The sequence below is a fragment of the Streptomyces sp. NPDC127038 genome, from assembly GCF_042725875.1.
GTDB lineage: Bacteria > Actinomycetota > Actinomycetes > Streptomycetales > Streptomycetaceae > Streptomyces.
The window spans coordinates 26,845-47,911 of sequence record NZ_JBHXDQ010000072.1 but is presented as its reverse complement, the minus strand read 5'-3'; the positions used below and the strand labels follow the sequence as shown (position 1 = coordinate 47,911).

The following is a 21,067-nucleotide window of genomic DNA, read 5'->3' as shown; positions in this document are numbered from 1 at the left end:
GTGACACACCACCCCTGACGCACCACCACCGACCCACCCGGCACGGGCCGGGGCCCGGGGGGGGGCGCGGCCCCCCGGCCCCCCCCCCCCCCCCTCCGGGCCCCCCCCGTCCACCGCTTCCCCTAACGGGGCCTGGGCGAGGCCGGGGGCGTAAGGTATGCGGGGCGCCCCCGGGGGCCCGGGGCGGCGCCCCTCGTGCGGGCCGGGGTTCCCGGACCTCGCGGAACATCGTTGGCCCTACGGTCCCCGTCGCCGTCAGTGGCAGGGGAAACCGAGCAGGTGCCGGGCGTCGTGGACCCATTCGTGGACGTTCTCGCCGGAGACGAGGGAGGTGGCGCCCTGCTCGGCGCCGACGAAGTAGAGCAGGACCAGCATCAGCATGCCGAAGAAGACCGCCCAGGGGACGATCGCGCCGATCGGCAGCTTGGCGGGAACGGCGGTGGGCGTGACGGTCGGCTGGACGACGGACTGCGCCATGGGGCAGAACCTCCTGGGGAACTCGCGTCCCATCTCGGTGGTGCACAGGACGACAGCCACGGGTCTGACTCGCCCGCGTCCCTCACCCCTGGCCGGAGTGACATGTGCCGGGCTCACAGTGGCGCGACCGTGCCGGACTTGCACCGGGCTTCCGCCGAACCGTCGTCAATATCCACGTGACCGTACCGCGAAGCCGCACCCCGGCCAAGGGCGCACACTCGCCGTACTCCGTGCGCCCCACGGGTCGGTGAGCCTGTCCGCTGGGCGGCAACCGTCGTCCTGAGCACGGCGGTTGGCTCCGGGCGCGGTCCGTGACGCACGCACGGACCCGGCCGTACGACACGGTGCGGGTCCACGACACGCGAGAATGAAGGCATGACCAGCCGACTGATCCTGATCTCCGCGGCGACCAGCGAGGCCTTGCGCGAGGCCCGCTTCGACGACGGGAGCCCGGTGGACGCCCCGGGCCTGCGGGCCGCCCGGACCGCGGCCGGGGCCGGTGCCGTTCCGGCCGCCGGGCGGGTGTGGATCTCCCCCACCGCGCGGTGCCGGCAGACCGCCGAGGCGCTCGGACTCCAAGGCGGCTCCGAAGTAGACGAGTTGGGCTCTCTGGACGTGGGCCGCTGGCGTGGGGCGACGCTGGCGGAGGTGAGCACGAAGGAGCCCGAGGCGGTCGCCCGGTGGCTCTCCGACCCGGAGTCGGCCCCGCACGACGGCGAGTCGGTGCGGGCGTTCTGCGACCGGGTGGCGGAACGCCTGGACGCGGCGGCCGGGTTCGATGGGCGGACCGTGGCCGTGGTCGAGCCCGAGGTCGTACGGGCTGTGGTGGTACGGGCCCTGGGGGCGCCGGAGCAGGCGTTCTGGCGGGTGGACGTGCAGCCGCTCACCGTCACGGAGTTGAGCGGGCGCGCCGGGCGCTGGAACCTCCGCGCCGGCCGCCCGCTCGCCTGACCGGCCCGGCCCCGGCGGGCTCGCGTTCTCTCCGTGGACCCACGCCGGCGGCTCCCGGCCGCGCGGGAGGCTCGGCCCCGGTCGCGCGCGGCCTCACCGCAGTACGGCGATGAAGTCCTCGCACGCCCGGGCGCATTCACGGCATCTGCGTGCGGCGGCCTCCGACCCGGGGCAGCCGTCGAAGGCCTCCGCGCACTCCAGGCAGACGTCCCGGCACCACTCCAGCTGAACGCGGACCTCCCTCTCGTCCGCCTGCTGCCTCGACAGGACGTGGCAGGTCGCCTCGCACACCTCCGCGCAGAGGATGCCCGAACGCCGTGCGGATTCCCGCCGCTTGGGCCCGCCGGGATCCATGAGGCTCGCGCGCAGCGCGGCGGACCGGGCGCATTCGGCGCAGGCCTGGGCGCATGCGAAGCGGTCCTCCAGGAACCGGAAGAGCTCCTGCTGTGAAGTCGTCGTCGTCACAACAGGCGGGTAGCCGGGGAGAGTCGGTTCAAACGGCGCCCTTCAGGACGCTCACGCTCCGGCGGCCTCCCGGGAGATCTGCTCGAACTGCGCGCCCATCGCCTCGGAGAGCGCCTGCGCGGCCGACAAGGGGCGGACCATCACGGTGAATTCGTCGATGAGACCGTCCTCGTCGAAGTGCAGGAAGTCGCAGCCGTTGATCTCCTTGTCGCCCACCTTGGCCGTGAAGACGAGCGCGTGGTCACGGCCGTCCGCCCCGGCGATCTCGCGGACGTAGCGGAAGTCGCTGAAGACGCGCCAGACACCGCGCAGGATCGCCGCGGTGATCGGCTTGCCCGGGTAGGGCTTGAAGGCGACGGGGCTGGTGAACACGACGTCGTCGGCCAGCAGCTCCTCGACCGCGCCGAGGTCTCCGGCCTCCACGGCCTTGCGGAAGGAGTTCATCGCGTCCACCTCTGTTACTCAATTAATTGATTAGGTGCGGATAAGATTAGTCCTGCGGTCGCGGGCCGTCTAGCCTTGCGGGATGGCATTGCGCAACGCGGTACTGGCCACGCTCCTGGAGGGCGAGGCGTCGGGCTACGACCTGGCCAAGGGGTTCGACGCCTCGGTGGCCAACTTCTGGATGGCTACCCCGCAGCAGCTGTACCGGGAGCTCGACCGGATGGAGTCCGAGGGGCTCATCGAGGCCAGGCTCGTGGAGCAGGAACGCCGCCCCAACAAGCGGGTCTTCTCGTTGACCGGGGCGGGGCTCGAAGCGCTGGCCTCCTTCACCTCCGGGCCCGCCAGACCCGTCGCGATCCGTGACGAGCTGATGGTCAAGGTGTACGCGCTCGACATCGGCGACGCCGACGCCGTCCGGGTGGCGATCACCGAGCGGCTGGAGTGGTCGCGGGCCAAGCTGGCGCACTACGAGCGGATCGGCGCCCGGCTCCTCGACGGGCGCACCGAGGACCGGTATCTCGCCGAGGCCGAGCGCGTGGGCCCGTATCTCACACTGCTGGGGGGACGCGCCTTCGAACAGGCGATCATCGACTGGGCGGAGCGGGCGCTGCGGGTGCTGGAGCGGCGCACGGCCGTCACTCCCTGACAGAGTCCTGTCCACCGGCTCGGATCAGATCGGACCGCAGGAGGCAGTCGTGGTGCGTACGCTCGGTTTCGCCGTCGTCGGGTTCGGCTGGATGGGACGGGTCCACACCCAGGCGTACGCCCGGGTGCTCCACCACTTCCCGGACCTCCCGCTGCGCCCCCAGCCGATCGCCGTCGCCGACGAGGTGCCCGGCCGGGCGGAAGAGGCCGCCGCGCGGTACGGCTTCCCGAGCGCTCTCCGTGACTGGCGGGACGTCGCCGCCGATCCGCGCGTCGAGGCCGTGAGCGTCACCGCGCCGAACTTTCTGCACCGGGAGATCGGCGTGGCCATGGCCGCGGCCGGCAAGCACCTCTGGATCGAGAAGCCGGTGGGGCTGACCGCCGCCGACGCCCGGGCGGTGTCGGACGCGGTCGCCGCGGCCGGGGTCCGGGGCACGGTCGGGTTCAACTACCGTGGCGCGCCCGCCGTCGTGGCGGCCCGCGAGCTGATCGCCTCCGGTGACATCGGCGACGTCACCCATGCCCGTATCCGCCTGTTCAGCGACTACGCGGCCCATCCCGAGGGTGCGCTGAGCTGGCGCTTCGAGCGGAGGCGCGGCGGCAGCGGGGTCCTCGGGGACCTGGCCTCGCACGGCGTCGACCTGGCCCGTTTCCTGCTGGGCGAGATCGAGGCGCTGGTGGCGGACACCGCGGTCTTCGTACCGCTGCGGGCGCGGCCGGCCGGCGCGACCGCCGGTCACACGCGTGCCTCGGGCGGGGAACCGGCGCCCGTGGAGAACGAGGACTACGTCAACTGCCTGCTGCGCTTCGCCTCCGGCGCGCGCGGGGTCCTGGAGGCGTGCCGGGTCTCGGTGGGCGAGCAGAACTCCTACGGGTTCGAGATCCACGGCACCGAGGGCGCGGTGTCCTGGGACTTCCGCCGGATGGGCGAACTGGGGGTGAGCCGGGGGTCGACGTACCAGGACCAGCCGGTCAGCACCGTGTACGTCGGTCCGGGGGCCGGGGACTTCGGCGCGTTCCAGCCGGGCGCGGCGAACGCCATGGGCTACGACGACCTCAAGGTCGTCGAGGCGCACACCTTTCTGCGGTCGATCGCGGACGGCAGGCCGTACGGGGCCACGCTGACCGACGCGGTCCGCAGTGCGGCGGCGCTGGACGCGATGGTGCGGTCGGCGGCCTCGGGATCATGGGTGACGCCGACGCCGTAGCCACAACCGGCGCCGAAGCGACAACCGAGGCCGACGCCGTAGCCACAGCAACAGCGGCAACCGCAGCCGCAGCCGGTAGCCGTCGGGGCGGGCTCGCGGAGGGCGAGGGCCCCGACGACCGGTCAGGCGGAGGCGAAGGCCTCCTGCGGTGTGGCGTCCAGGACGAATCCGTTGTCGAGGCGGACGCGGACCGTGACGCGGAGCAGTTGTCGCTGGTAGGCGACCCAGTGCTCTTCCAAGGCCCCCACCTGCTCATCCAGTTGCCCTCTGCTCGCCTGCGGCATCTGGTGGCCGAAGTCGTCGAGGAGCGACTTGAGGCGCAGGTACTCACCGACCTCGTGACTCTGCCGCCTCTCCTGCTCGTCCACCCGCTCGACGGTGCCCTCGGTGCCCGCGGCCAGGGCCAGCGAGGCGGCCGCGAACGCATCCGTCCGCTCCGGGGGTTCCCCGGCCGGCGTCACGGACCCGGCCAGCCGGAGATCCGCCGCCAGCCGCACCCGTTGGCCCACGTTCAGCGTCATCGATCGTTCGTCTTCCTCGTCGGCAGGCGGCGGTCCGGTACGCGGGGCGTCGCCTGGCGTACCGGAGAGGACAGGATCATCCCATCCTCTCCCCCGGTCGCGGCACGGTCGAAGCCCGCGCCGGTCCCCGCCCGCCCGGCGGCCGCCCGGCCGTTCAGCCGCCGGTGCCCGCGGCGGCCCGCTCGCCGCGCCGGTCGACGACGGAGCGGCGCAGCACGGCCGTACTGCCCGTCAGCGTGTCGGACGTGATGCCCTTCCGCGCGTCGTGGGTGATGAAGCCGCGCGCTCCGAGGAACGCGAGGCTGTGCCTGTCGAAGATCCATTCATCGCGGGTGGCGGAGGAGGGGTCCTCCCGGGTGATGCCGATCCCGTGCCGGCCGGCCACGTCGACGGCGTCCGGGATCTCCTCGACGCCGGGTATCCGTGCGGCCGCCTCGTACAGCGCGGCGGTGTTCCGCGGCGGCATGAGCGTCTGGCTCAGCAGGTCGCCGATCAGGGAGAACACGGCCTGCTCCCTGGACTCCCCGTCGGAGACGCGGACTTCGCGGCGCAGCCGGGTGAGCAGGGCGTCCGGGTTCGTCGGCAGGGAGGACAGCCAGGCGTACGTGGGGTGGTCGATCCCCGCCGGGACGGCGTCCGTCGACTCGATCGGGATGGTCTCACCGGGCATCACGGCGTCCTTGCCCGACTCGCGCATCCAGCCGAGGGTCTTGATCGGCCTCGGGTCCTGCGAGGTCCAGGTCTCCATCGTGTGCGGGGCTCCCAGTTGCACGGGCCCGTCGAACGTCCCCTTGTTCGACACGGTCAGGCTCCTGACGTACACGAACTGGTCGTCCCTGACCGGCGTGACGTCACGGGCCATGGCGGCGACGGCGATGCGGTTCAGGGTGACGGAGGCGGTGCGGGCGCGGGCGCCGCCGGTGGCCGCGCGGTCCGTCGGCGCGGGGCCGTGGGTTCCGCCGGTGCCGATGCCCGTGCCGGTGAGGGTGACGGCCAGGGCTCCGGCCAGCACCGTCGAGACGAGGGGCACCAGGACGGCCGGGCGGGTGAACCTGCGGCGCGGGGCCGGAGCCTGGGCTGGGGCCTGGGCCTGGGTCGGTGACGGCTTCGGGGTGGTGGCGTGGCCGAGGTCTCGGTCGATCTGCTGCATCAGGACGTCCTTGTGGTGGAGGTGCCGCTCCGGCGGGAGGTCCCATTCGGCCGGAGCGGACAGCAGTTCCAGTGCGTCCTCGGTCCGTCGACCGTCGGCGTTCATCGGGTCTCCTCCTTCAGGAACAGGGCCGCGAACGCGGCCTCACTCTCCATCTCTCCACGGGGGCGCGGGGGTTCCGTCCTCGCGGTGTCCTGCCCCGAGCTGAGCCGGGCGAGCCGGGCACGGGCGCGCGAGAGCCTCGAACGTACGGTGCCGACGGGGACGCCGAGCGTCTGCGCGGCCTGCCGGTAGTCGAGCCCTGCCGACACGCACAGCGCGAACACCTCACGCTCCTGGCGGCGCAGCCGGCCCAGCGCCTGATGGACCAGGGCGAGCCGGCGGGCGTCGTCGATCCGCCCCGCCGTCTCCTCCGCGAAGTCCTCCACGGGACGGGGCCCCGGGCTGCGCGCGAGGAAGGCGAGCCGTCGGCGCAGACCCCGGTTGGCGTTGCGCGCCCGGTGCGTGGCGATGCCGAGCAGCCAGGGCCCGAGCGGTCCGCCCTCCGGCTCGACCCGTTCCCGGCCGCGCCAGGCGGCGAGGAACGTCTCGGACATGACTTCCTCGGCCTGCGACCAGTCGCCGGTCAGCCGCAGGGCGTGGTTGTAGACGGCCCGCGCGTACTCGTCGTAGAGCTCGGCGAACGCCTCTCGGTCCCCCGCCCTTATGCGCGTGCGCAGGGACTGCGCTGGTTCTTTTTGACTCACACTCGGTACTCTCCGCGCCCCGCCTCAGGTTCCTGTGGTGCTCGTCACGCCCTCGGCGCGGCGGACGGGTCCTCGCGAGGATCAGGCGAGGGCGGCGGCCAGCAGGGTGAAGGCGGCGACGAGGACGGCGACGCGGACGTAGTGGTAGCGGTTCCAGCGGTGCAGCTGCTGCTTCCAGTCGGCGGGCCGGTTCTCGGGGGTCCAGGTCTTGTTCCGGTTGTTGATCGGGACGAGCAACAGTATCGACATGATCACGCTGAGGATCAGCAGACCGGCGGCGGTCACCACGAGTCCGGCGCCGTGACGGTGCCATCCGGCGACGGCCCAGATCGCCGCGAGGGCGACCGAGCCGATGTACCAGAACGGCATCAGGGCGCCCAGCATCCGGCCGCCGTGCGCGTGGCCGAGCTGACCGCTGTCCTCGGGAAGCGCGTCCAGGATGCGGTTCATGATGAAGGCGACGGAGAACTCCACGCCCACCATCACGCCGACGACCACGGTGGTGAAGACCTCGAGTGCGTTGAGCATGATGACCCTCCCAGGATCTAGCGTTGCTAGCTGATGAGGCAACGCTAGACCTATCCCCGCTCGATTGTCTAGCAGTGCTAGAATCGAGGTATGTCGGTACAGGAACGCAAGGAGCGTGAGCGGGCGGGCCGCGAGCGCCTCATCGTGGCGACGGCCCGCGAACTCGCCGAGCAGCAGGGCTGGGACGCGGTCACCACCCGCCGGCTCGCCGAACGCATCGAGTACAGCCAGCCCGTCCTCTACAGCCATTTCCGCGGGAAGCGCGAGATCATCGGTGCCGTCGCCCTGGAGGGCGCCGCCGAGATGGCCGCGGCGCTGCGGTCCGCGACCTCCGCCGCGGACGGCCCGCGCGCCCGGGTCGCCGCCCTCGCCCGCGCCTACCTCGACTTCGCCGAGCGCAACCCGGCGGTCTACGACGCCATGTTCCAGCTCGACGGCGGCCTCGCGTTCGCGCGGGAGGACACTCCGGAGCCGCTGAAGGACGCCTTCGCGGCCCTGCTGGAGAGCCTCGGCGAGGTCGCCGGGGACGGTGTCCACCCGGGCGTGTTCACCGAGGTGTTCTGGGCGGCCCTGCACGGGGTGGCCACCCTGACCCGGGCGGGACGGCTTCCGCCGGAGTATGCCGAGCAGCGGGTGGCGCTGCTGGTGGACCGGCTCGCCGTGCTCTGACACACCATCCCGGCGGCCGTACGGCAGACGGGATGCCAACTCGGCCGTGTCCCGCGGGTGTTGCCCGCCGGTCCGGTTCCGTTCACATGCGTGATGCGTCTGTTGCTGGGGATGTACAGGAGGAAACACGCTGACCCCGGCCGCACAGTGAGGTGCTGGACAGATGGATCGCTTGTTCCGACCCCGTTCCCGGAGACTCGTCCCCCTCGCGGCCCTGGCCGCCGCGTCCTTACTGCTCGCCGCGGGCTGCTCAAGCAGCTCGGGCGGCAAGAAGGCCGAGGAGACCGGGGCCGCCGGCACCACGGGCAGGGCGAACACCCCGCGGATGACGGTGGCCCTCATCACCCATCAGGCGCCCGGCGACACGTTCTGGGACATCGTCCGCAAGGGCGCCGAGGCCGCGGCCGCCAAGGACAACATCAGGCTCATCTACGCGCACGACCCGAACGCGGGCGACCAGGCCAACCTGGTGCAGAACGCGATCGACCAGAAGGTCGACGGCATCGCGGTCACCCTCGCCAAGCCGGACGCCATGAAGGACGTGGTGGCCAAGGCGACTTCGGCCGGTATCCCCGTCGTGGGCCTCAACTCCGGTCTCAGCGACTGGAAGAAGCTCGGCCTGATGGAGTTCTTCGGCCAGGACGAGACCGTCGCGGGCGAGGCGCTCGGAAAGAAACTGAACGCCGAGGGCGCCAAGAAGGTCGTCTGCGTGATCCAGGAGCAGGGCAACATCGGCCTCACCCAGCGCTGCGACGGCGTGAAGAAGACGTTCGGCGGGACCACGGAGAACCTGTACGTCAACGGCACCGACATGCCGTCCGTGAAGTCCACCGTCACCGCCAAGCTCAAGCAGGACCCCGCGATCGACTACGTGGTCGCGCTCGGCGCCCCGTACGCCCTCACCTCGGTGCAGTCGGTCGGCGACGCCGGAAGCAAGGCGAAGATCGCCACCTTCGACCTCAACAAGGAACTCACCGGCGCCATCAGCAAGGGCACCATCCAGTTCGCCGTGGACCAGCAGCCGTACCTCCAGGGCTACTTGGCGATCGACTCGCTGTGGCTCTACAAGAACAACGGCAACTACAGCGGCGGCGGCGAGCAGCCGGTGCTCACCGGCCCGGCGTTCGTGGACAAGAGCAACGTCGCCACCGTCGCCGCGTTCGCCGCGAAGGGCACCCGGTGATGACCACGGCCGGAGGGGCCGGGCCGGCGGCGACCGCGCCGCCGGCCCCCGGCCCCCGGACGACAGGGGGGAAGGGCGCGCGGCGCCCGCCGGTGCTGCGGCTGCTCGCCCGGCCCGAGGTCGGGGTGTTCCTCGGCGCCGCCGCCGTGTTCGTCTTCTTCCTGATCGCGGCTCCCGCGGTGCGCTCCGGCGGTTCGATGGCGACCGTGCTCTACCAGTCGTCGACCATCGGCCTGATGGCCCTGCCCGTGGCGCTGCTGATGATCGGCGGCGAGTTCGACCTGTCCGCGGGCGTCGCGGTGATCACCTCGGCGCTGACGGCGAGCATGCTCAGCTACCAGCTCACCGTGAACGTCTGGGCCGGGGTGGTCGTCGCACTCGTCCTCTCGCTCGCGATCGGGGCCTTCAACGGCTGGATGACGGTCCGCACCGGACTGCCGAGCTTCCTGGTGACGCTCGGGACCTTCCTCATCCTCCAGGGCGTGAACCTCGCGGTCACCAAACTGGTCACCGACGACGTCGCCACCGACGACATCAGCGACATGGACGGCTTCGGCCAGGCGAGGAAGGTCTTCGCCTCGTCGTTCGGCGTCGGCGGGGTCCAGGTGAAGATCACGGTCGTGTGGTGGCTCGTCTTCGCGGCGCTCGCCACCTGGGTGCTGCTGCGCACCCGGTACGGCAACTGGGTCTTCGCGGTCGGCGGCGACCAGGACAGCGCCCGCGCGGTCGGCGTCCCGGTGACCTTCACCAAGATCACGCTGTTCATGGCGGTGGGCTTCGGCGCCTGGTTCGTCGGGATGCACGAGCTGTTCTCGTTCAACACGGTGCAGTCGGGCGAGGGCCTCGGCCAGGAGCTCATCTACATCGCCGCCTCGGTCATCGGCGGCTGTCTGCTCACCGGCGGCCACGGCTCCGCGATCGGCCCGGTCTTCGGCGCCTTCATGTTCGGCATGGTGAACCAGGGGATCGTCTACGCCGGCTGGAACCCGGACTGGTTCAAGGCCTTCCTCGGCGTGATGCTGCTCGGCGCCACGCTCGTCAATCTGTGGGTCCGCCGCACGGCGGCCCGGAGGTGAAGCGACCCATGGCAGACAACGGATCAGGTACCGCGGACGCTCCCGCGCCGGGCGGCGCGCACGGGGACGGCACCCCGGCCGTGGCCGGCGGCGCCGCGATCGTGGACCTGCGCGGCGTGGGGAAGTCGTACGGCCACGTCCGCGCCCTGCACGACGTGTCGCTCGCGGTCCGTCCCGGCCGGGTGACCTGTGTCCTCGGCGACAACGGCGCCGGGAAGTCCACCCTCATCAAGATCGTCTCGGGACTGCACCGGCACACCGAGGGCGAGCTCCTGGTGGACGGCACGGCGGTGCGCTTCGGTTCCCCGCGCGAGGCCCTCGCCAAGGGCATCGCGACCGTGTACCAGGACCTCGCGACCGTACCGCTGATGCCGGTGTGGCGGAACTTCTTCCTCGGCTCCGAGCTGACCAAGGGCCCCTGGCCGGTGCAGCGGCTCGACATCGCCCGGATGAAGCGGACCGCCGACGAGGAGCTGCGCACGATGGGCATCGTCCTCGACGACCTCGACCGGCCGATCGGCACGCTCTCCGGCGGGCAGCGCCAGTCCGTGGCCATCGCCCGCGCGGTGTACCTCGGCGCCAGGGTGCTCATCCTCGACGAGCCGACCGCCGCGCTCGGCGTCAAGCAGTCCGGTGTCGTCCTCAGGTACATGGCCGCCGCCCGGGACCGCGGCATCGGCGTCATCTTCATCACCCACAACCCGCACCACGCCTACATGGTCGGCGACCACTTCGCCGTGCTGCGGCTCGGAGCCCTCGAACTCAGCGCCGACCGCGGCGAGGTCGGCCTGGAGGAACTGACCGACCACATGGCGGGAGGCGCCGAACTCTCCGCGCTCAAGGAGGAGTTGGCGCAGGTGCGGGGAGTCGACGTGGACCGGCTCCCCGAGGCGGGGGGCCTCGCGGCCGGAGGGGCGGGGGGCGGCTGAGGGGGTCGACCGGCGGCCCCGTTCGGCTCCGTACGGCTCCGTACGGCTCCGTACGGCTCCGCCGGGAGCGTCGGCCCAGGACAGCGGGCCCTGCGCCCGGATCACCCCCTGGAGGGGCGCCGGTCACGGTGATGGAGGAACGGTTACGCTGAGATCATGCCGTCCACACGTCGTACCGCGCGCCAGACCGACCTGCTCCAGCGGCTGGTCGCGTTGCTGGTGGCGGAGGGCTTCGCGGCGTTCACCCTGGACGAGCTGACCGAGCGGCTGCACTGCTCGAAGACGACGCTGTACCAACTGGCGGGAAGCAAGCAGGAGTTGGTACGGGAGGCGGTGAAGCACTACTTCCGCGAGGCCGCCCAGGCCGTCGAGAAGCAGGTGGCCGACACCTCCGCGCCCTCCGAGCGTGTGGTGGTCTACCTGAACGCGGTCGCCGGACAGCTGCGGCCGCTCTCCCGGCGGTTCCTCGACGACATGGCCGAGTTCGAGCCGGCCCGCGAGGTGTACGAGGCCAACACGCGCCTCGCCGCGGCGCGGATCCGGCAGTTGATCGCGGACGGTGTCACGGCGGGGGCGTTCCGTGACGTCCACGCGGCCTTCGTGGGCGAGGTCGTGGCCGCGACCATGCAGGAGATCCAGCGGGGCGAGGTCGCCGCCCGGACGGGGCTGAACGACGCCGAGGCGTACGCCGAGCTGGCGTCACTCATCGTCCACGCCGTCTCCCCCTGACCCCCGCCGGCCCGCCGTCCCGGCGTCTCGGGGTCCGGCGTGCCGGTGGCCTCGCGGTCCGGCACCCCGGCGCCCCGACACCCGGCAACCTCGCGGCCCGGCAGCCCGGCAGCCCAGACGCCCCTGTGTCCCGGCAGCCCGGCGCTCCTGCGGCTTGGCGGCCTCGCAGCCTCACGGTCCGACAACCTCGCGTCCCGACGTCCCGACGCCCCGACGCCCCGACGCCCCGGCAGCCCGGCAGCCCGGCAGCCTCGCGGTCTGGCAGCCTCGCGGGCCTGCCGGTCCGGCGGCCCGGCAGGCCCCGCTGCCCGCACCCCGGGCCCCCGCACCTCGGCCCCAGCCTGGGCCCCGTAGCCCCGCGCCCCTGCGCTTTCCGTTGTCTTCCGGCATGGCCTGGCGGTACCAAAAACGATACTGTTGTATCGCCTGGCGTATCGAAACCGTCCGGCGACCGACACCACCGAGGACATGCCATGCCCGCGACCCGCACCCTCCCCACGCCGGAAGCCGTCGACCTGATCGCCCTGACCCGCGAGCTCGCCGAGAAGGAACTCGCGCCGCGCGTCGCCGAGGCCGAGGCCGAGGGACGCTTTCCCCGCGAGGTCTTCAAGACGCTCGGCCGGGCCGGGCTGCTGAGCCTGCCCTACCCGGAGGAGTTCGGCGGCGGCGACCAGCCCTACGAGGTCTACCTCCAGGCCCTGGAGGAGATCGGCGCCGTATGGGCGAGCGTCGCGGTGGGCGTCTCCGTGCACGCGCTGTCCTGCTTCGCCCTCGCCTCCTTCGGCACCGAGGACCAGAAGAAGGAGTGGCTCCCCGACATGCTCGGCGGCGAGCTGCTCGGCGCCTACTGCCTGTCCGAGGCCCACGCCGGCTCCGACCCGGGCGCGATGCGCACCCGGGCGGTGCGGGACGGCGACGACTACGTGATCAACGGCGCCAAGGCCTGGACCACGCACGGCGGGTACGCGGACTTCTACACGGTCATGGCCCGTACGTCCGACGAGGGTTCGCACGCCATCTCCTGCTTCCTCGTCCCCGCCGACACGCCCGGCCTGGTCGCCGATCCGCCGGAGCAGAAGATGGGCCTGACCGGGTCCGCCACCGCCACCGTGCGCCTGGAGAACGTGCGCGTCCCCGCGAGCCGCCGGCTCGGCGAGGAGGGCGAGGGGCTGCGGATCGCCTTCGCCGGACTGGACTGCGGACGCCTCGGCATCGCCGCGGTGGCCACCGGCCTCGCGCAGGGCGCGCTGGACCACGCGCTGCGCTACTCGCGGGAGCGCGAGACCTTCGGCCGGCCCATCATCGAGCACCAGGGCCTGGCCTTCGTCCTGGCCGACATGGCCGCGGCGGTGCAGGTGTCCCGGGCCACCACGCTCGCCGCCGCCCGGCTCAAGGACGAGGGGCTTCCGTTCCAGGCGGAGGCGTCGATCGCCAAGCTGATCTCCACCGACAACGCCATGAAGGTCACCACGGACGCGGTCCAGGTGCTGGGCGGCGCCGGTTACACCCGTGACTTCCCGGTCGAGCGCTACATGCGCGAGGCCAAGGTCATGCAGATCTTCGAGGGCACCAACCAGATCCAGCGTCTGATCATCGGACGCGGCCTCAAGGAGAGCGACCGCGGCAGCCTCCGGGTCCGCACCTCGGGGAAGTAGCGCAGCGGTACGGCGTCCTCCGGTAGCCGGAGCGTCGCCGTGCCGCCCGGAACCGGTGCGTTCGGCATCCGCTCCCGGCGGAGAACGTCCGCGCGCGTGATTATCGCCGTCGGAACGCCGATACTTCCCAGTGTGAGCCCCTCGCACCGCCGATCCGCTCGCCGGCAGGACCCGACGCCCGGCCGGATCGGCTCCCTGCGCGGGCACCACCGGACAGCGGCCCGGCGGCCCTTCTCACCAGGAGGTTCCCATGAAGATGCTCATCAACGTGGCGGAGACGGTGGTGGCGGACGCGCTGCGGGGCATGGCCGCCGCCCATCCGGAGCTGACGGTGGACGTCGACAACCGTGTGATCGTCCGCAGGGACGCGCCCGTGGCGGGACGGGTCGGCCTCGTCTCCGGCGGCGGGTCCGGGCACGAGCCGCTGCACGGCGGCTTCGTGGGCCCCGGAATGCTCTCGGCGGCCTGCCCGGGTGAGGTCTTCACCTCCCCGGTACCGGACCAGATGCTGCGGGCCGCGGCCGCCGTGGACAGCGGCGCGGGCGTGCTGTTCATCGTGAAGAACTACACCGGCGACGTCCTCAACTTCGACATGGCGGCGGAGCTGGCCGAGGACGAGGGCATCCGGATCGCCAAGGTCCTCGTCAACGACGACGTGGCAGTGACCGACAGTCTGTACACGGCCGGGCGGCGCGGAACGGGCGCGACCCTGTTCGTGGAGAAGATCGCGGGTGCCGCCGCCGAGGAGGGCGCGCCCCTGGAGGCGGTCGAGGCGCTCGCCCGCAAGGTCAACGAGAACTCGCGCAGCTTCGGTGTCGCGCTCAGCGCCTGCACGACACCGGCCAAGGGCAGCCCGACGTTCGATCTGCCGGCCGGGGAGCTGGAGCTCGGTGTCGGCATTCACGGCGAACCCGGCCGGGAGCGGCGCGCGATGATGACCTCGCGCGAGATCGCCGACTTCTCGGTCCACGCCGTCCTGGACGACCTCGCGCCGCGCAATCCCGTGCTGCTCCTGGTCAACGGCATGGGCGCCACGCCCCTGCTGGAGCTGTACGGCTTCAACGCGGAGGTCCAGCGGGTGCTGACCGAGCGTGGCGTCCCCGTGGCACGCACCCTGGTCGGCAACTACGTCACCTCCCTCGACATGGCGGGCGCCTCGGTGACCCTGTGCGAGGTGGACGAGGAACTGCTGCGCCTGTGGGACGCGCCGGTCAGGACGCCGGGGCTTCGCTGGGGCGTGTGAGGACGGCAGCGGCCGACGGGCCGGGAACGGCAGCCCGGCCCATGGCCGTTGAACGCCCATGAGGTCAACTTCCGTACCACGCAAGGAGAATTCCGTGCTCGACGCCGATTTCTTCCGCCGCTGGATGACGGTGACCGCCGCCTCGGTCGACCGCGAGGCCGAGCGGCTCACCGACCTGGACTCCGCTATCGGTGACGCCGACCACGGCAGCAATCTCCACCGCGGGTTCACGGCCGTGACCGCCGTGCTGGAGAAGGACGTCCCGGACACCCCCGGCGGCGTTCTCACCCTCGCCGGACGGCAGTTGATCTCCACGGTCGGCGGTGCGTCCGGACCTCTGTACGGCACCCTGCTGCGCCGGACCGGCAAGGCGCTCGGGGACGCTCCCGAGGTCAGCGAGGAGCAGTTCGCTGACGCGCTGCGCGCGGGCGTCGACGCGGTCATGGCGCTGGGCGGAGCCGCGCCCGGCGACAAGACCATGATCGACGCCCTGGTGCCGGCCGTCGACGCGCTCACCGAATCGTTCGCCGCGGCGAAGTCCGCCGCCGAGGAGGGTGCCGTGGCGACGACACCTCTCCAGGCCCGCAAGGGACGGGCGAGCTATCTGGGCGAGCGCAGCATCGGGCACCAGGACCCGGGCGCCACGTCCTCGGCGCTGCTGATCGCGGCACTCGTGGAGGCGTCCGGTGAGTGACACCGACAAGCCGCTCGTCGGCATCGTGCTGGTCTCGCACAGCGCCGCGGTCGCCGCGTCCGTCGCCGAACTGGCCACGGGTCTGGCCGGCGGCGGCTCGGTCGCGCCGGTCGCTCCGGCCGGGGGAACCCTCGACGGCGGGCTCGGCACCAGCGCGGACGTGATAGCCGCCGCCGCGGCCTCCGTGGACCGCGGCGCCGGGATCGCCGTGCTCACCGACCTGGGCAGTGCCGTGCTCACGGTCAAGGCTCTGCTCGCCGAGGGCGACGAACTCCCCGACGGCACACGGCTGGTGGACGCCCCCTTCGTCGAGGGCGCGGTGGCCGCGGTCGTCACGGCCTCGGCGGGCGCCGACCTCGCGGCGGTGGAGGCGGCGGCCACGGAGGCGTACACCTACCGGAAGGTGTGACGGGACGGACGTACGCGAACCGGAAGCGGTGACGGCAGGGTCGTACGCGGACGGCTATGGCGTCACAGCCGGCCGCGGTACGCGAACGGGGCCGGCGCGCCCGGGACCGGACGGTGTGACGGCCTGGGCACGCGGAGGGGCGGGCCGTCAGGCGATGCCGTTCGCCGCGACACCCAGGGCCGAGCGGATGGTCCCGGCGAGCTCCTTGCGGGCCGTCGCGGGATCGGGCTCCGCCTCGTCGGTGCGCCACGCGTAGTGCTCGACCGCCGCGCGCAGCGCCGCGTTGAGCATGGCCGCCTGGATCTCCGACCGCAGGTCGACGGCGCCGAGACCGGCGCGGTCGGCGAGCGCGCGGGCGAACACGGGCTCGGCCTCGTCGTGCGCCTGGAGCCAGACGGCCCGCAGTCCCGGCTCGGTACGGGTGAGCCGCAGCAGCGTACGGACCCGCGGCGGCTGCGGCATCGCCATGGGGCCCTCGCCGTCCGTGGACGCCTGTTCCAGGGCGTCCTCCAGGGGGGCACCGGCGGGCCAGGCCCGCAGCGCCGCGGCGATCGCGTCGATCCCGGCAGCGAACAGCGGGCTCACGCAGCTCTCCTTGCCGGGGAAGTAGCGCCACAGGGTCCGGGTGGACAGGCCGACGGCCTCGGCGATCTGGTCGCCGGTGGTGGCGGACACGCCCTGCTCGACGAACAGTTCCACGGCGGCGCGGGCGATCTCCAGCCGGATCTCGGCCTTGCGTTCGTCGGTGAGCGGCGGCCTTCCGGTACGGCCCCGACGCCGGCCGGGGTGTTCGTCGATCGCGCCGTCCGGCACTGATGACTCCTCGGTTTCTCGGTTGCGTCCGCATATGCCGCCCGGGACTGCGGCTGCGGTGAGTCTAGCGATCTCGATCCACCCCAAGACTTTCTGTCATACAGCGACAATAAGTCGTACTGTGGCGGCGCGGCATCTCGGCCGCCCTCGTACGACATCTCTGGGAGCACGTCATGAACACCTCTGGACCGGACGGCCGCAGCGTCGTCGTCACCGGTGCGGGCTCGGGCATCGGCCGTGCCACCGCCCTCGCCTTCGCGGCCCTGGGCGCACGGGTGGTCGTGGCCGATCTCGACGCCGAGGGTGCCGCGGCGGTCGTCGGCGAGATCGAGGCGGCCGGCGGCAGTGCCGTGGCCGTGACGGGCGACCTCAGCGAGCAGGAGGTCGTGGACCGGGTGACCGCGACCGCGGTGGAACGGTTCGGCGGCGTGGACGTGCTGGTGAACAACGCCGGGATCATGGACCGGATGTCGGCGGTGGCCGAGGTGAGCGACGCGGAGTGGGAGCGGGTCATCCGGGTCAACCTCACGGCTCCGTTCCTGCTCACCCGCGCCGTGCTGCCGCACATGCTCGCCGCAGGAAAGGGAGTCGTGGTGAACACCGCCTCGGAGGCGGGTCTGCGCGGCAGCGCCGCGGGGGCCGCGTACACCGCCTCGAAGCACGGCGTGGTGGGGCTCACGAAGTCCCTGGCCGTGATGTACCGGGACAAGGGCATCCGCGCCAACGCCATCGCGCCGGGCGGCACCAGCACCGGGATCACCGTGGACATCGAGCCGGGCGCCCACGGCCCCGCCGTCCTCGGCGCCTACATGGGCAACGTCGGCCGGCTCGCCGAGGCCGAGGAGCAGGCCGCCGCGATCGTGTTCCTCGCCTCGGACGCGGCGAGCAACGTCAACGGCGTGATCCTGCCCGTCGACAACGGCTGGGCGGCCGTCTGAGTCACCCCGCGCCCAGGAGCCTCCGGGCGAGCCGCTCCCCCGCCGCCACGGCGGCGGCGTGGTCCTGGAGGGGCGACACCCGGGCGTCCTTGAACACGACGTAGGTGACCCCGGAAGGGGTGCCGCCGCCGCGGGGATCGGGACGGATCCCGAGTCCCGCGGCCGTCGCGTACGAGGCCTCGCCGATGATGTCCTGGGGGCCGACGTCACCGACGACGGCGTACTGGACGCGGTCCCGGTAGATCACGGCCGCCACCGAGCCGGGGCCGATGCCGTGCTCACGGTAGTCCCAGAGGTCGCTCGGGGCCGGCACGACGACGTACGGCAGGGTCTCGGCGCTCAGATAACGTCCGTCGGACTGCTGGAAGGCCGTGGACTCGGAGAACAGCGGGTCGGTGTCGCCGTTGCACGACGGGCCCGCCCTGCCGTCGCAGTCGATGTCCATGTCGGCCGTCCAGAAGACGGCGCCCGGGACCCCGCAGACCGGGATGTCGGCCCGGGTGCCGTCGTCGCTGCGGTATCGCCCGTGCGAGACGGGGGTGCAGCCGCCGAGCTTCGCCAGCAGGTCGGCGGCCCGGACCGAGCCCTCCCGTGCGGGCGCGACGGGACTTCCCGGACGGCCCGTGGTGGAGGTCGTGGACAGCATCGCCGGAGCCGAGGCGATCAGGGCGGCCGCCGCGGCCGCGGCCAGCGTCAGCGACTGGGCACGCACGATGAAGGACCCTCTCCTGAGGAAACCGGACGCTCATCTGCCCAAATCTGGTGGGCCGGTGACAGCGCGTCCACCGGGAGGGGGCCGGACGGTGCACGGCCGCTTCCGCGGGCGCCGCACGGCCGAGGGCCCGAGCCGGACCCGGCTCCGGCCGCTCGGCCGCACGCGTCGGCGCGGGATCAGCGACGACAGCGTTCCGCGCCGCGGGCAGGAACTCCCCTGAAACCGGGGCGAGTTCACACCGCGTCGAGGATCAGCATACGTACCCCCGGGACAGCCGGGACAACGACGTCCGCCCTCTTGATGTGGTCGCGTCACCCGTGTCTTATAGGTACAGACCAATCCCCGTCGAGGGAGGGCAGACCCGTGCGACGCGTACTCCTCACCGCCCGGTGCGTGCCGGCCTGCGGAGCCCTGCTCGCGCTCGCCTCCTGCGGGTGGGGCGCCACGGCAACGGGCCCGGGCGAACGGCTGCCGGCCGCGACGACGGGCGTGACCGCCGCCGCGGGGAGCTCCACCAGCGTGCACGTCATGTGGAACCTGGCCGACGAGGACCCGCGGATCACCCGCTACGAGATATATCGCGGCACCACCAAGGTCAAGGAAGTGCCCGGTTCCGAGCACATGGTGGACATCACCCGGCTCGAACCGTCCACCTCGTACGTCTTCAGGGTCCGGGCCCTCGACGCCGACGGGGTTCCGGGGCCGCTCAGCCGGCCGGTGCGGGCCACCACTCCGGCGGCGGTCGCGGCGGACGACACCGCGCCGACCCGGCCCGGCGGTCCGCACGGGAGAGCCCTCGGGGGCCGGGCGGTCCAGCTGTCCTGGACGGGGTCGTCCGACGCCCGGGGTGTGGTGTCGTACGACATCTACCAGGGCACGTCGAAGATCCACAGTGTGGGCGGTGCCCAGACGGCCGCCGTCGTCACGGGGCTGCGGCCGAACCACGCGTACGTCTTCACCGTGCGGGCCCGCGACGCCGCGGACAACGTCTCGGCGCCTAGCGGCTCCGTCCGGATCACCACCGCGCCGGGCCCGGAGGACGACCGCAGCACGGCACCGGCCGGTTTCCGGGCGACGACCCACCGCGCCGACGGGGCGTACTACATCGACCTTGCCTGGACCGCCCCCGAGGTCGACGGGGTGATCACGGAGTACCGGATCCAGCTCGACGGGCGTGCCGTCACCTCGCTCGTGTGGGGCGGCACCCCGCCAATCGGCACCTGCACGTACAGCTTCTACATCGGCCGCGATGCGGACGTGACCCACCGGGTGCGGCTCCGGGCGAAGCTGCCCGACGGCACCTGGGGCGCGCTCTCCCCCGAGCGCTCCGTGACGACCGGGGGGACCTGAGGCGTCCGCCGGACGATGGAATCCGTCACCTGCCCGGTCCCCGTCCGCATGCGGGCGAGGGCCGGGGCGCATTGGCTCGCAGGGAGGCAGCACGGGCCTTCCGATCCTCGGCGGCGCATGGGATGTACCGCCAACCGTGCCGCTGGAGGGCAGTTCCTATGCGTACCACTCAGAGACTTCTCCGCTCCGGCCTGACCGTGGCCGCCACCACTGCGCTTCCGCTCACCCTGGCCGCCCCGGCGGCCGTCGCATGGGGTTCCGGGATCTCCGTGAGCACCAGCGGCACCGCGGTCTCGGTCACCACCAGCGCCTGCCCGAGCAACGGAAGCAGCTTCGGCAACGCCTCGCTGCTGTCCAGCGGGCAGACGAACTTCGCCCAAGGCCGCCAGATGCCGCTCACCGGGACGAGCAGCAGCCAGTCGGCGGCCTGGACCGGTGTGAGCCCGGGAACCTTCACGGTCATCGTCGTCTGCCAGGACGGTACGACGGCGGGCACCCAGGCGATCATCGTCGCGGCCAGCTCGGCCCCCGCGACCCCCACGATCTCGACGACGGTCTCGCCGTCGCCGTCACGCGGGGTCATGGGCGGACTCGGCGGAGCCGTGAAGGACTACGGCACGCTCACGGTCGTGGGCGGCGGGGCGCTGGTCGTGACCGGCCTGGCCGCGGCCGCCTGGTTCCTGCGCCGCCGGTCCAAGCCCCACCGGCTCTGATCCGGGGTCCGTCACGACGGGCGGCCCTCCGAAGGCTCCGGCCACGGACGGCCGCCCACAGTCGTGCGGGGCCGCGTGCGCCGACCGCCGTGCACCGGTGCCGATCGCCCTGCCTCCTGGCAGCCGCCGACCGACAGCCGACAGCCGCCGGCCGTCAGACGGAGCTGGTCCGTCGTCAGTCGTCCGTCCGCATGCCGTCGAGTTCGGCCAGGGCATGGGTCAGCCACCGGGTCCAGAAGGTCTCCAGGTCGATGCCCGCCCGCAGGACGAGATGGCGCAGCCGGTCCTCGGGCGTACTCCTCCCCGGCGGGAAGTCCCGCTCCTGGATCGCCTCGTACTCGGCCAACTGGCCCCTGTGCAGGTCCAGATGGCGGCGCAGATCGGCCTCGACGCCCTCGGTCCCGACGACGGCCGCGGCGCGCAGGCGCAGCAGCATCGTGTCGCGCATCGGCTTCGGGTCCTGTGCGGCGGCGGTCCAGCGCGCGAGTTCGTCCCGGCCCGCGGGCAGGACCTCGTAGCTCTTCTTCTGGCCCCGGGCGTGCTGCTCGGGGGGCAGCGCCCTGATGTACCCCTCGGCCTCCAGTTTTCCCAGCTCGCGATAGATCTGCTGGTGCGTCGCCGACCAGAAGTAGCCGATCGACTTGTCGAACCGCCGGGTCAGTTCGAGGCCGGACGAGGGCTTCTCGAGCAGGGCGGTGAGGATCGCGTGCGGGAGTGACATGAGGTCATCCTAGGGAGCGCCGCGGGGGCCGCCCGGTGCCCGGCCGTACCGTGCCGGACACCGCGACGGCCCTCTCGCGGTTCGTGGTGCGGCCG

At 72.5% G+C, this 21,067-nt stretch carries 25 protein-coding genes and 1 riboswitch; of the genes, 15 read left to right on the top strand and 10 right to left on the bottom strand.

Annotated elements, in window-relative coordinates; translation table 11 throughout:
• Nucleotides 1-255: 255 nt before the first annotated feature.
• Nucleotides 256-477, bottom strand: coding sequence for a CbtB-domain containing protein (locus tag ACFWI4_RS34685; RefSeq protein ID WP_339127678.1), 222 nt, complete (start codon nucleotides 475-477; stop codon nucleotides 256-258).
• 62 nt (nucleotides 478-539) lie between these two features.
• A riboswitch (cobalamin riboswitch) is annotated at nucleotides 540-630 on the bottom strand.
• Nucleotides 631-852: 222 nt separating this feature from the next.
• On the opposite strand from ACFWI4_RS34685, the gene ACFWI4_RS34680 reads away from it, so the two are divergent.
• Complete coding sequence (locus ACFWI4_RS34680) at nucleotides 853-1,428, top strand: histidine phosphatase family protein (RefSeq protein ID WP_387204649.1); 576 nt, start codon at nucleotides 853-855, stop codon at nucleotides 1,426-1,428.
• 93 nt (nucleotides 1,429-1,521) lie between these two features.
• Here the strand turns inward: ACFWI4_RS34680 and ACFWI4_RS34675 are convergent, their stop codons facing one another.
• A complete protein-coding gene (locus tag ACFWI4_RS34675; protein ID WP_387204646.1) occupies nucleotides 1,522-1,893 on the bottom strand; it encodes a ferredoxin in 372 nt (123 codons plus the stop codon).
• A 51-nt stretch (nucleotides 1,894-1,944) separates the two neighbouring features.
• Nucleotides 1,945-2,337: a nuclear transport factor 2 family protein gene (locus ACFWI4_RS34670; RefSeq protein WP_356051342.1), complete on the bottom strand. Its 393-nt coding sequence runs from the start codon at nucleotides 2,335-2,337 to the stop codon at nucleotides 1,945-1,947.
• Nucleotides 2,338-2,419: 82 nt separating this feature from the next.
• Between ACFWI4_RS34670 and ACFWI4_RS34665 the strand changes: the two genes are divergently transcribed.
• Together ACFWI4_RS34665 and ACFWI4_RS34660 are read left to right on the top strand one after the other, a co-directional pair.
• Nucleotides 2,420-2,983 (top strand): PadR family transcriptional regulator, encoded by a 564-nt coding sequence (locus ACFWI4_RS34665; protein WP_387204643.1) that lies wholly within the window; start codon nucleotides 2,420-2,422, stop codon nucleotides 2,981-2,983.
• A 49-nt stretch (nucleotides 2,984-3,032) separates the two neighbouring features.
• Nucleotides 3,033-4,190, top strand: a complete 1,158-nt coding sequence (locus ACFWI4_RS34660) for a Gfo/Idh/MocA family protein (protein WP_387204640.1) — start codon at nucleotides 3,033-3,035, stop codon at nucleotides 4,188-4,190.
• Between the two features lie 122 nt (nucleotides 4,191-4,312).
• Here ACFWI4_RS34660 and ACFWI4_RS34655 read toward each other — a convergent pair whose 3' ends face one another.
• The 4 genes from ACFWI4_RS34655 to ACFWI4_RS34640 form a co-directional block, all read right to left on the bottom strand.
• Nucleotides 4,313-4,711: a hypothetical protein gene (locus tag ACFWI4_RS34655; protein ID WP_387204637.1), complete on the bottom strand. Its 399-nt coding sequence runs from the start codon at nucleotides 4,709-4,711 to the stop codon at nucleotides 4,313-4,315.
• A 154-nt stretch (nucleotides 4,712-4,865) separates the two neighbouring features.
• Nucleotides 4,866-5,966 (bottom strand): CU044_5270 family protein, encoded by a 1,101-nt coding sequence (locus ACFWI4_RS34650; protein ID WP_387204634.1) that lies wholly within the window; start codon nucleotides 5,964-5,966, stop codon nucleotides 4,866-4,868.
• Nucleotides 5,963-6,580, bottom strand: coding sequence for an RNA polymerase sigma factor (locus ACFWI4_RS34645; RefSeq protein WP_387204659.1), 618 nt, complete (start codon nucleotides 6,578-6,580; stop codon nucleotides 5,963-5,965). Before ACFWI4_RS34645 ends, ACFWI4_RS34650 begins: the two co-directional genes overlap by 4 nt.
• A gap of 108 nt (nucleotides 6,581-6,688) precedes the next feature.
• Nucleotides 6,689-7,135 (bottom strand): anthrone oxygenase family protein, encoded by a 447-nt coding sequence (locus ACFWI4_RS34640; protein ID WP_385396413.1) that lies wholly within the window; start codon nucleotides 7,133-7,135, stop codon nucleotides 6,689-6,691.
• A gap of 90 nt (nucleotides 7,136-7,225) precedes the next feature.
• On the opposite strand from ACFWI4_RS34640, the gene ACFWI4_RS34635 reads away from it, so the two are divergent.
• From ACFWI4_RS34635 to ACFWI4_RS34595, 9 genes are all read left to right on the top strand, one after another.
• Complete coding sequence (locus ACFWI4_RS34635; protein ID WP_387204630.1) at nucleotides 7,226-7,804, top strand: TetR/AcrR family transcriptional regulator; 579 nt, start codon at nucleotides 7,226-7,228, stop codon at nucleotides 7,802-7,804.
• Between the two features lie 163 nt (nucleotides 7,805-7,967).
• The gene (locus tag ACFWI4_RS34630) at nucleotides 7,968-8,987 is read left to right on the top strand and encodes a sugar ABC transporter substrate-binding protein (protein ID WP_387204627.1); all 1,020 of its coding nucleotides are present in this window, start codon (nucleotides 7,968-7,970) and stop codon (nucleotides 8,985-8,987) included.
• Nucleotides 8,987-10,063: an ABC transporter permease gene (locus ACFWI4_RS34625; RefSeq protein ID WP_387204624.1), complete on the top strand. Its 1,077-nt coding sequence runs from the start codon at nucleotides 8,987-8,989 to the stop codon at nucleotides 10,061-10,063. Before ACFWI4_RS34630 ends, ACFWI4_RS34625 begins: the two co-directional genes overlap by 1 nt.
• An 8-nt stretch (nucleotides 10,064-10,071) precedes the next feature.
• Nucleotides 10,072-10,992: an ATP-binding cassette domain-containing protein gene (locus ACFWI4_RS34620; RefSeq protein ID WP_387204621.1), complete on the top strand. Its 921-nt coding sequence runs from the start codon at nucleotides 10,072-10,074 to the stop codon at nucleotides 10,990-10,992.
• Between the two features lie 156 nt (nucleotides 10,993-11,148).
• On the top strand, nucleotides 11,149-11,721 hold the full coding sequence (locus ACFWI4_RS34615) for a TetR/AcrR family transcriptional regulator (RefSeq protein ID WP_387204618.1): 573 nt from the start codon (nucleotides 11,149-11,151) through the stop codon (nucleotides 11,719-11,721).
• Nucleotides 11,722-12,194: 473 nt separating this feature from the next.
• Nucleotides 12,195-13,376, top strand: coding sequence for an acyl-CoA dehydrogenase family protein (locus ACFWI4_RS34610; RefSeq protein WP_387204615.1), 1,182 nt, complete (start codon nucleotides 12,195-12,197; stop codon nucleotides 13,374-13,376).
• Nucleotides 13,377-13,626: 250 nt separating this feature from the next.
• Nucleotides 13,627-14,619, top strand: a complete 993-nt coding sequence (gene dhaK, locus ACFWI4_RS34605) for a dihydroxyacetone kinase subunit DhaK (protein ID WP_385396399.1) — start codon at nucleotides 13,627-13,629, stop codon at nucleotides 14,617-14,619.
• A gap of 94 nt (nucleotides 14,620-14,713) precedes the next feature.
• A complete protein-coding gene (dhaL, locus tag ACFWI4_RS34600) occupies nucleotides 14,714-15,313 on the top strand; it encodes a dihydroxyacetone kinase subunit DhaL (RefSeq protein ID WP_387204611.1) in 600 nt (199 codons plus the stop codon).
• Entirely contained in the window at nucleotides 15,306-15,722 is a 417-nt protein-coding gene (locus tag ACFWI4_RS34595; RefSeq protein WP_387204608.1) for a PTS fructose transporter subunit IIA, read from the top strand. The genes dhaL and ACFWI4_RS34595 overlap by 8 nt, the downstream gene beginning before the upstream one ends.
• A gap of 147 nt (nucleotides 15,723-15,869) precedes the next feature.
• On the opposite strand, the gene ACFWI4_RS34590 is transcribed toward ACFWI4_RS34595, so the two are convergent.
• Nucleotides 15,870-16,535 (bottom strand): TetR/AcrR family transcriptional regulator, encoded by a 666-nt coding sequence (locus ACFWI4_RS34590; protein WP_387204605.1) that lies wholly within the window; start codon nucleotides 16,533-16,535, stop codon nucleotides 15,870-15,872.
• Between the two features lie 173 nt (nucleotides 16,536-16,708).
• On the opposite strand from ACFWI4_RS34590, the gene ACFWI4_RS34585 reads away from it, so the two are divergent.
• On the top strand, nucleotides 16,709-17,473 hold the full coding sequence (locus ACFWI4_RS34585) for an SDR family NAD(P)-dependent oxidoreductase (RefSeq protein WP_387204602.1): 765 nt from the start codon (nucleotides 16,709-16,711) through the stop codon (nucleotides 17,471-17,473).
• Between the two features lies 1 nt (nucleotide 17,474).
• Here ACFWI4_RS34585 and ACFWI4_RS34580 read toward each other — a convergent pair whose 3' ends face one another.
• A complete protein-coding gene (locus ACFWI4_RS34580) occupies nucleotides 17,475-18,185 on the bottom strand; it encodes a glycoside hydrolase family 75 protein (protein ID WP_387204599.1) in 711 nt (236 codons plus the stop codon).
• A 366-nt stretch (nucleotides 18,186-18,551) separates the two neighbouring features.
• On the opposite strand from ACFWI4_RS34580, the gene ACFWI4_RS34575 reads away from it, so the two are divergent.
• Both ACFWI4_RS34575 and ACFWI4_RS34570 read left to right on the top strand, forming a co-directional pair.
• Nucleotides 18,552-19,538: a fibronectin type III domain-containing protein gene (locus ACFWI4_RS34575; protein WP_387204596.1), complete on the top strand. Its 987-nt coding sequence runs from the start codon at nucleotides 18,552-18,554 to the stop codon at nucleotides 19,536-19,538.
• A gap of 158 nt (nucleotides 19,539-19,696) precedes the next feature.
• Complete coding sequence (locus tag ACFWI4_RS34570) at nucleotides 19,697-20,251, top strand: hypothetical protein (RefSeq protein WP_385396385.1); 555 nt, start codon at nucleotides 19,697-19,699, stop codon at nucleotides 20,249-20,251.
• 175 nt (nucleotides 20,252-20,426) lie between these two features.
• Here ACFWI4_RS34570 and ACFWI4_RS34565 read toward each other — a convergent pair whose 3' ends face one another.
• A complete protein-coding gene (locus ACFWI4_RS34565; RefSeq protein ID WP_387204593.1) occupies nucleotides 20,427-20,972 on the bottom strand; it encodes a PadR family transcriptional regulator in 546 nt (181 codons plus the stop codon).
• Between the last annotated feature and the right edge of the window lie 95 nt (nucleotides 20,973-21,067).

Coding starts and splice junctions, on each gene's coding strand:
- ACFWI4_RS34685 (WP_339127678.1), bottom strand. CDS start 477: ATGGCGCAGTCCGTCGTCCAGCCGACCGTCACGCCCACCGCCGTTCCC.
- ACFWI4_RS34680 (WP_387204649.1), top strand. CDS start 853: ATGACCAGCCGACTGATCCTGATCTCCGCGGCGACCAGCGAGGCCTTG.
- ACFWI4_RS34670 (WP_356051342.1), bottom strand. CDS start 2,337: ATGAACTCCTTCCGCAAGGCCGTGGAGGCCGGAGACCTCGGCGCGGTC.
- ACFWI4_RS34665 (WP_387204643.1), top strand. CDS start 2,420: ATGGCATTGCGCAACGCGGTACTGGCCACGCTCCTGGAGGGCGAGGCG.
- ACFWI4_RS34655 (WP_387204637.1), bottom strand. CDS start 4,711: ATGACGCTGAACGTGGGCCAACGGGTGCGGCTGGCGGCGGATCTCCGG.
- ACFWI4_RS34650 (WP_387204634.1), bottom strand. CDS start 5,966: ATGAACGCCGACGGTCGACGGACCGAGGACGCACTGGAACTGCTGTCC.
- ACFWI4_RS34640 (WP_385396413.1), bottom strand. CDS start 7,135: ATGCTCAACGCACTCGAGGTCTTCACCACCGTGGTCGTCGGCGTGATG.
- ACFWI4_RS34635 (WP_387204630.1), top strand. CDS start 7,226: ATGTCGGTACAGGAACGCAAGGAGCGTGAGCGGGCGGGCCGCGAGCGC.
- ACFWI4_RS34630 (WP_387204627.1), top strand. CDS start 7,968: ATGGATCGCTTGTTCCGACCCCGTTCCCGGAGACTCGTCCCCCTCGCG.
- ACFWI4_RS34625 (WP_387204624.1), top strand. CDS start 8,987: ATGACCACGGCCGGAGGGGCCGGGCCGGCGGCGACCGCGCCGCCGGCC.
- ACFWI4_RS34620 (WP_387204621.1), top strand. CDS start 10,072: ATGGCAGACAACGGATCAGGTACCGCGGACGCTCCCGCGCCGGGCGGC.
- ACFWI4_RS34615 (WP_387204618.1), top strand. CDS start 11,149: ATGCCGTCCACACGTCGTACCGCGCGCCAGACCGACCTGCTCCAGCGG.
- ACFWI4_RS34610 (WP_387204615.1), top strand. CDS start 12,195: ATGCCCGCGACCCGCACCCTCCCCACGCCGGAAGCCGTCGACCTGATC.
- dhaK (WP_385396399.1), top strand. CDS start 13,627: ATGAAGATGCTCATCAACGTGGCGGAGACGGTGGTGGCGGACGCGCTG.
- ACFWI4_RS34585 (WP_387204602.1), top strand. CDS start 16,709: ATGAACACCTCTGGACCGGACGGCCGCAGCGTCGTCGTCACCGGTGCG.
- ACFWI4_RS34570 (WP_385396385.1), top strand. CDS start 19,697: ATGCGTACCACTCAGAGACTTCTCCGCTCCGGCCTGACCGTGGCCGCC.
- ACFWI4_RS34565 (WP_387204593.1), bottom strand. CDS start 20,972: ATGTCACTCCCGCACGCGATCCTCACCGCCCTGCTCGAGAAGCCCTCG.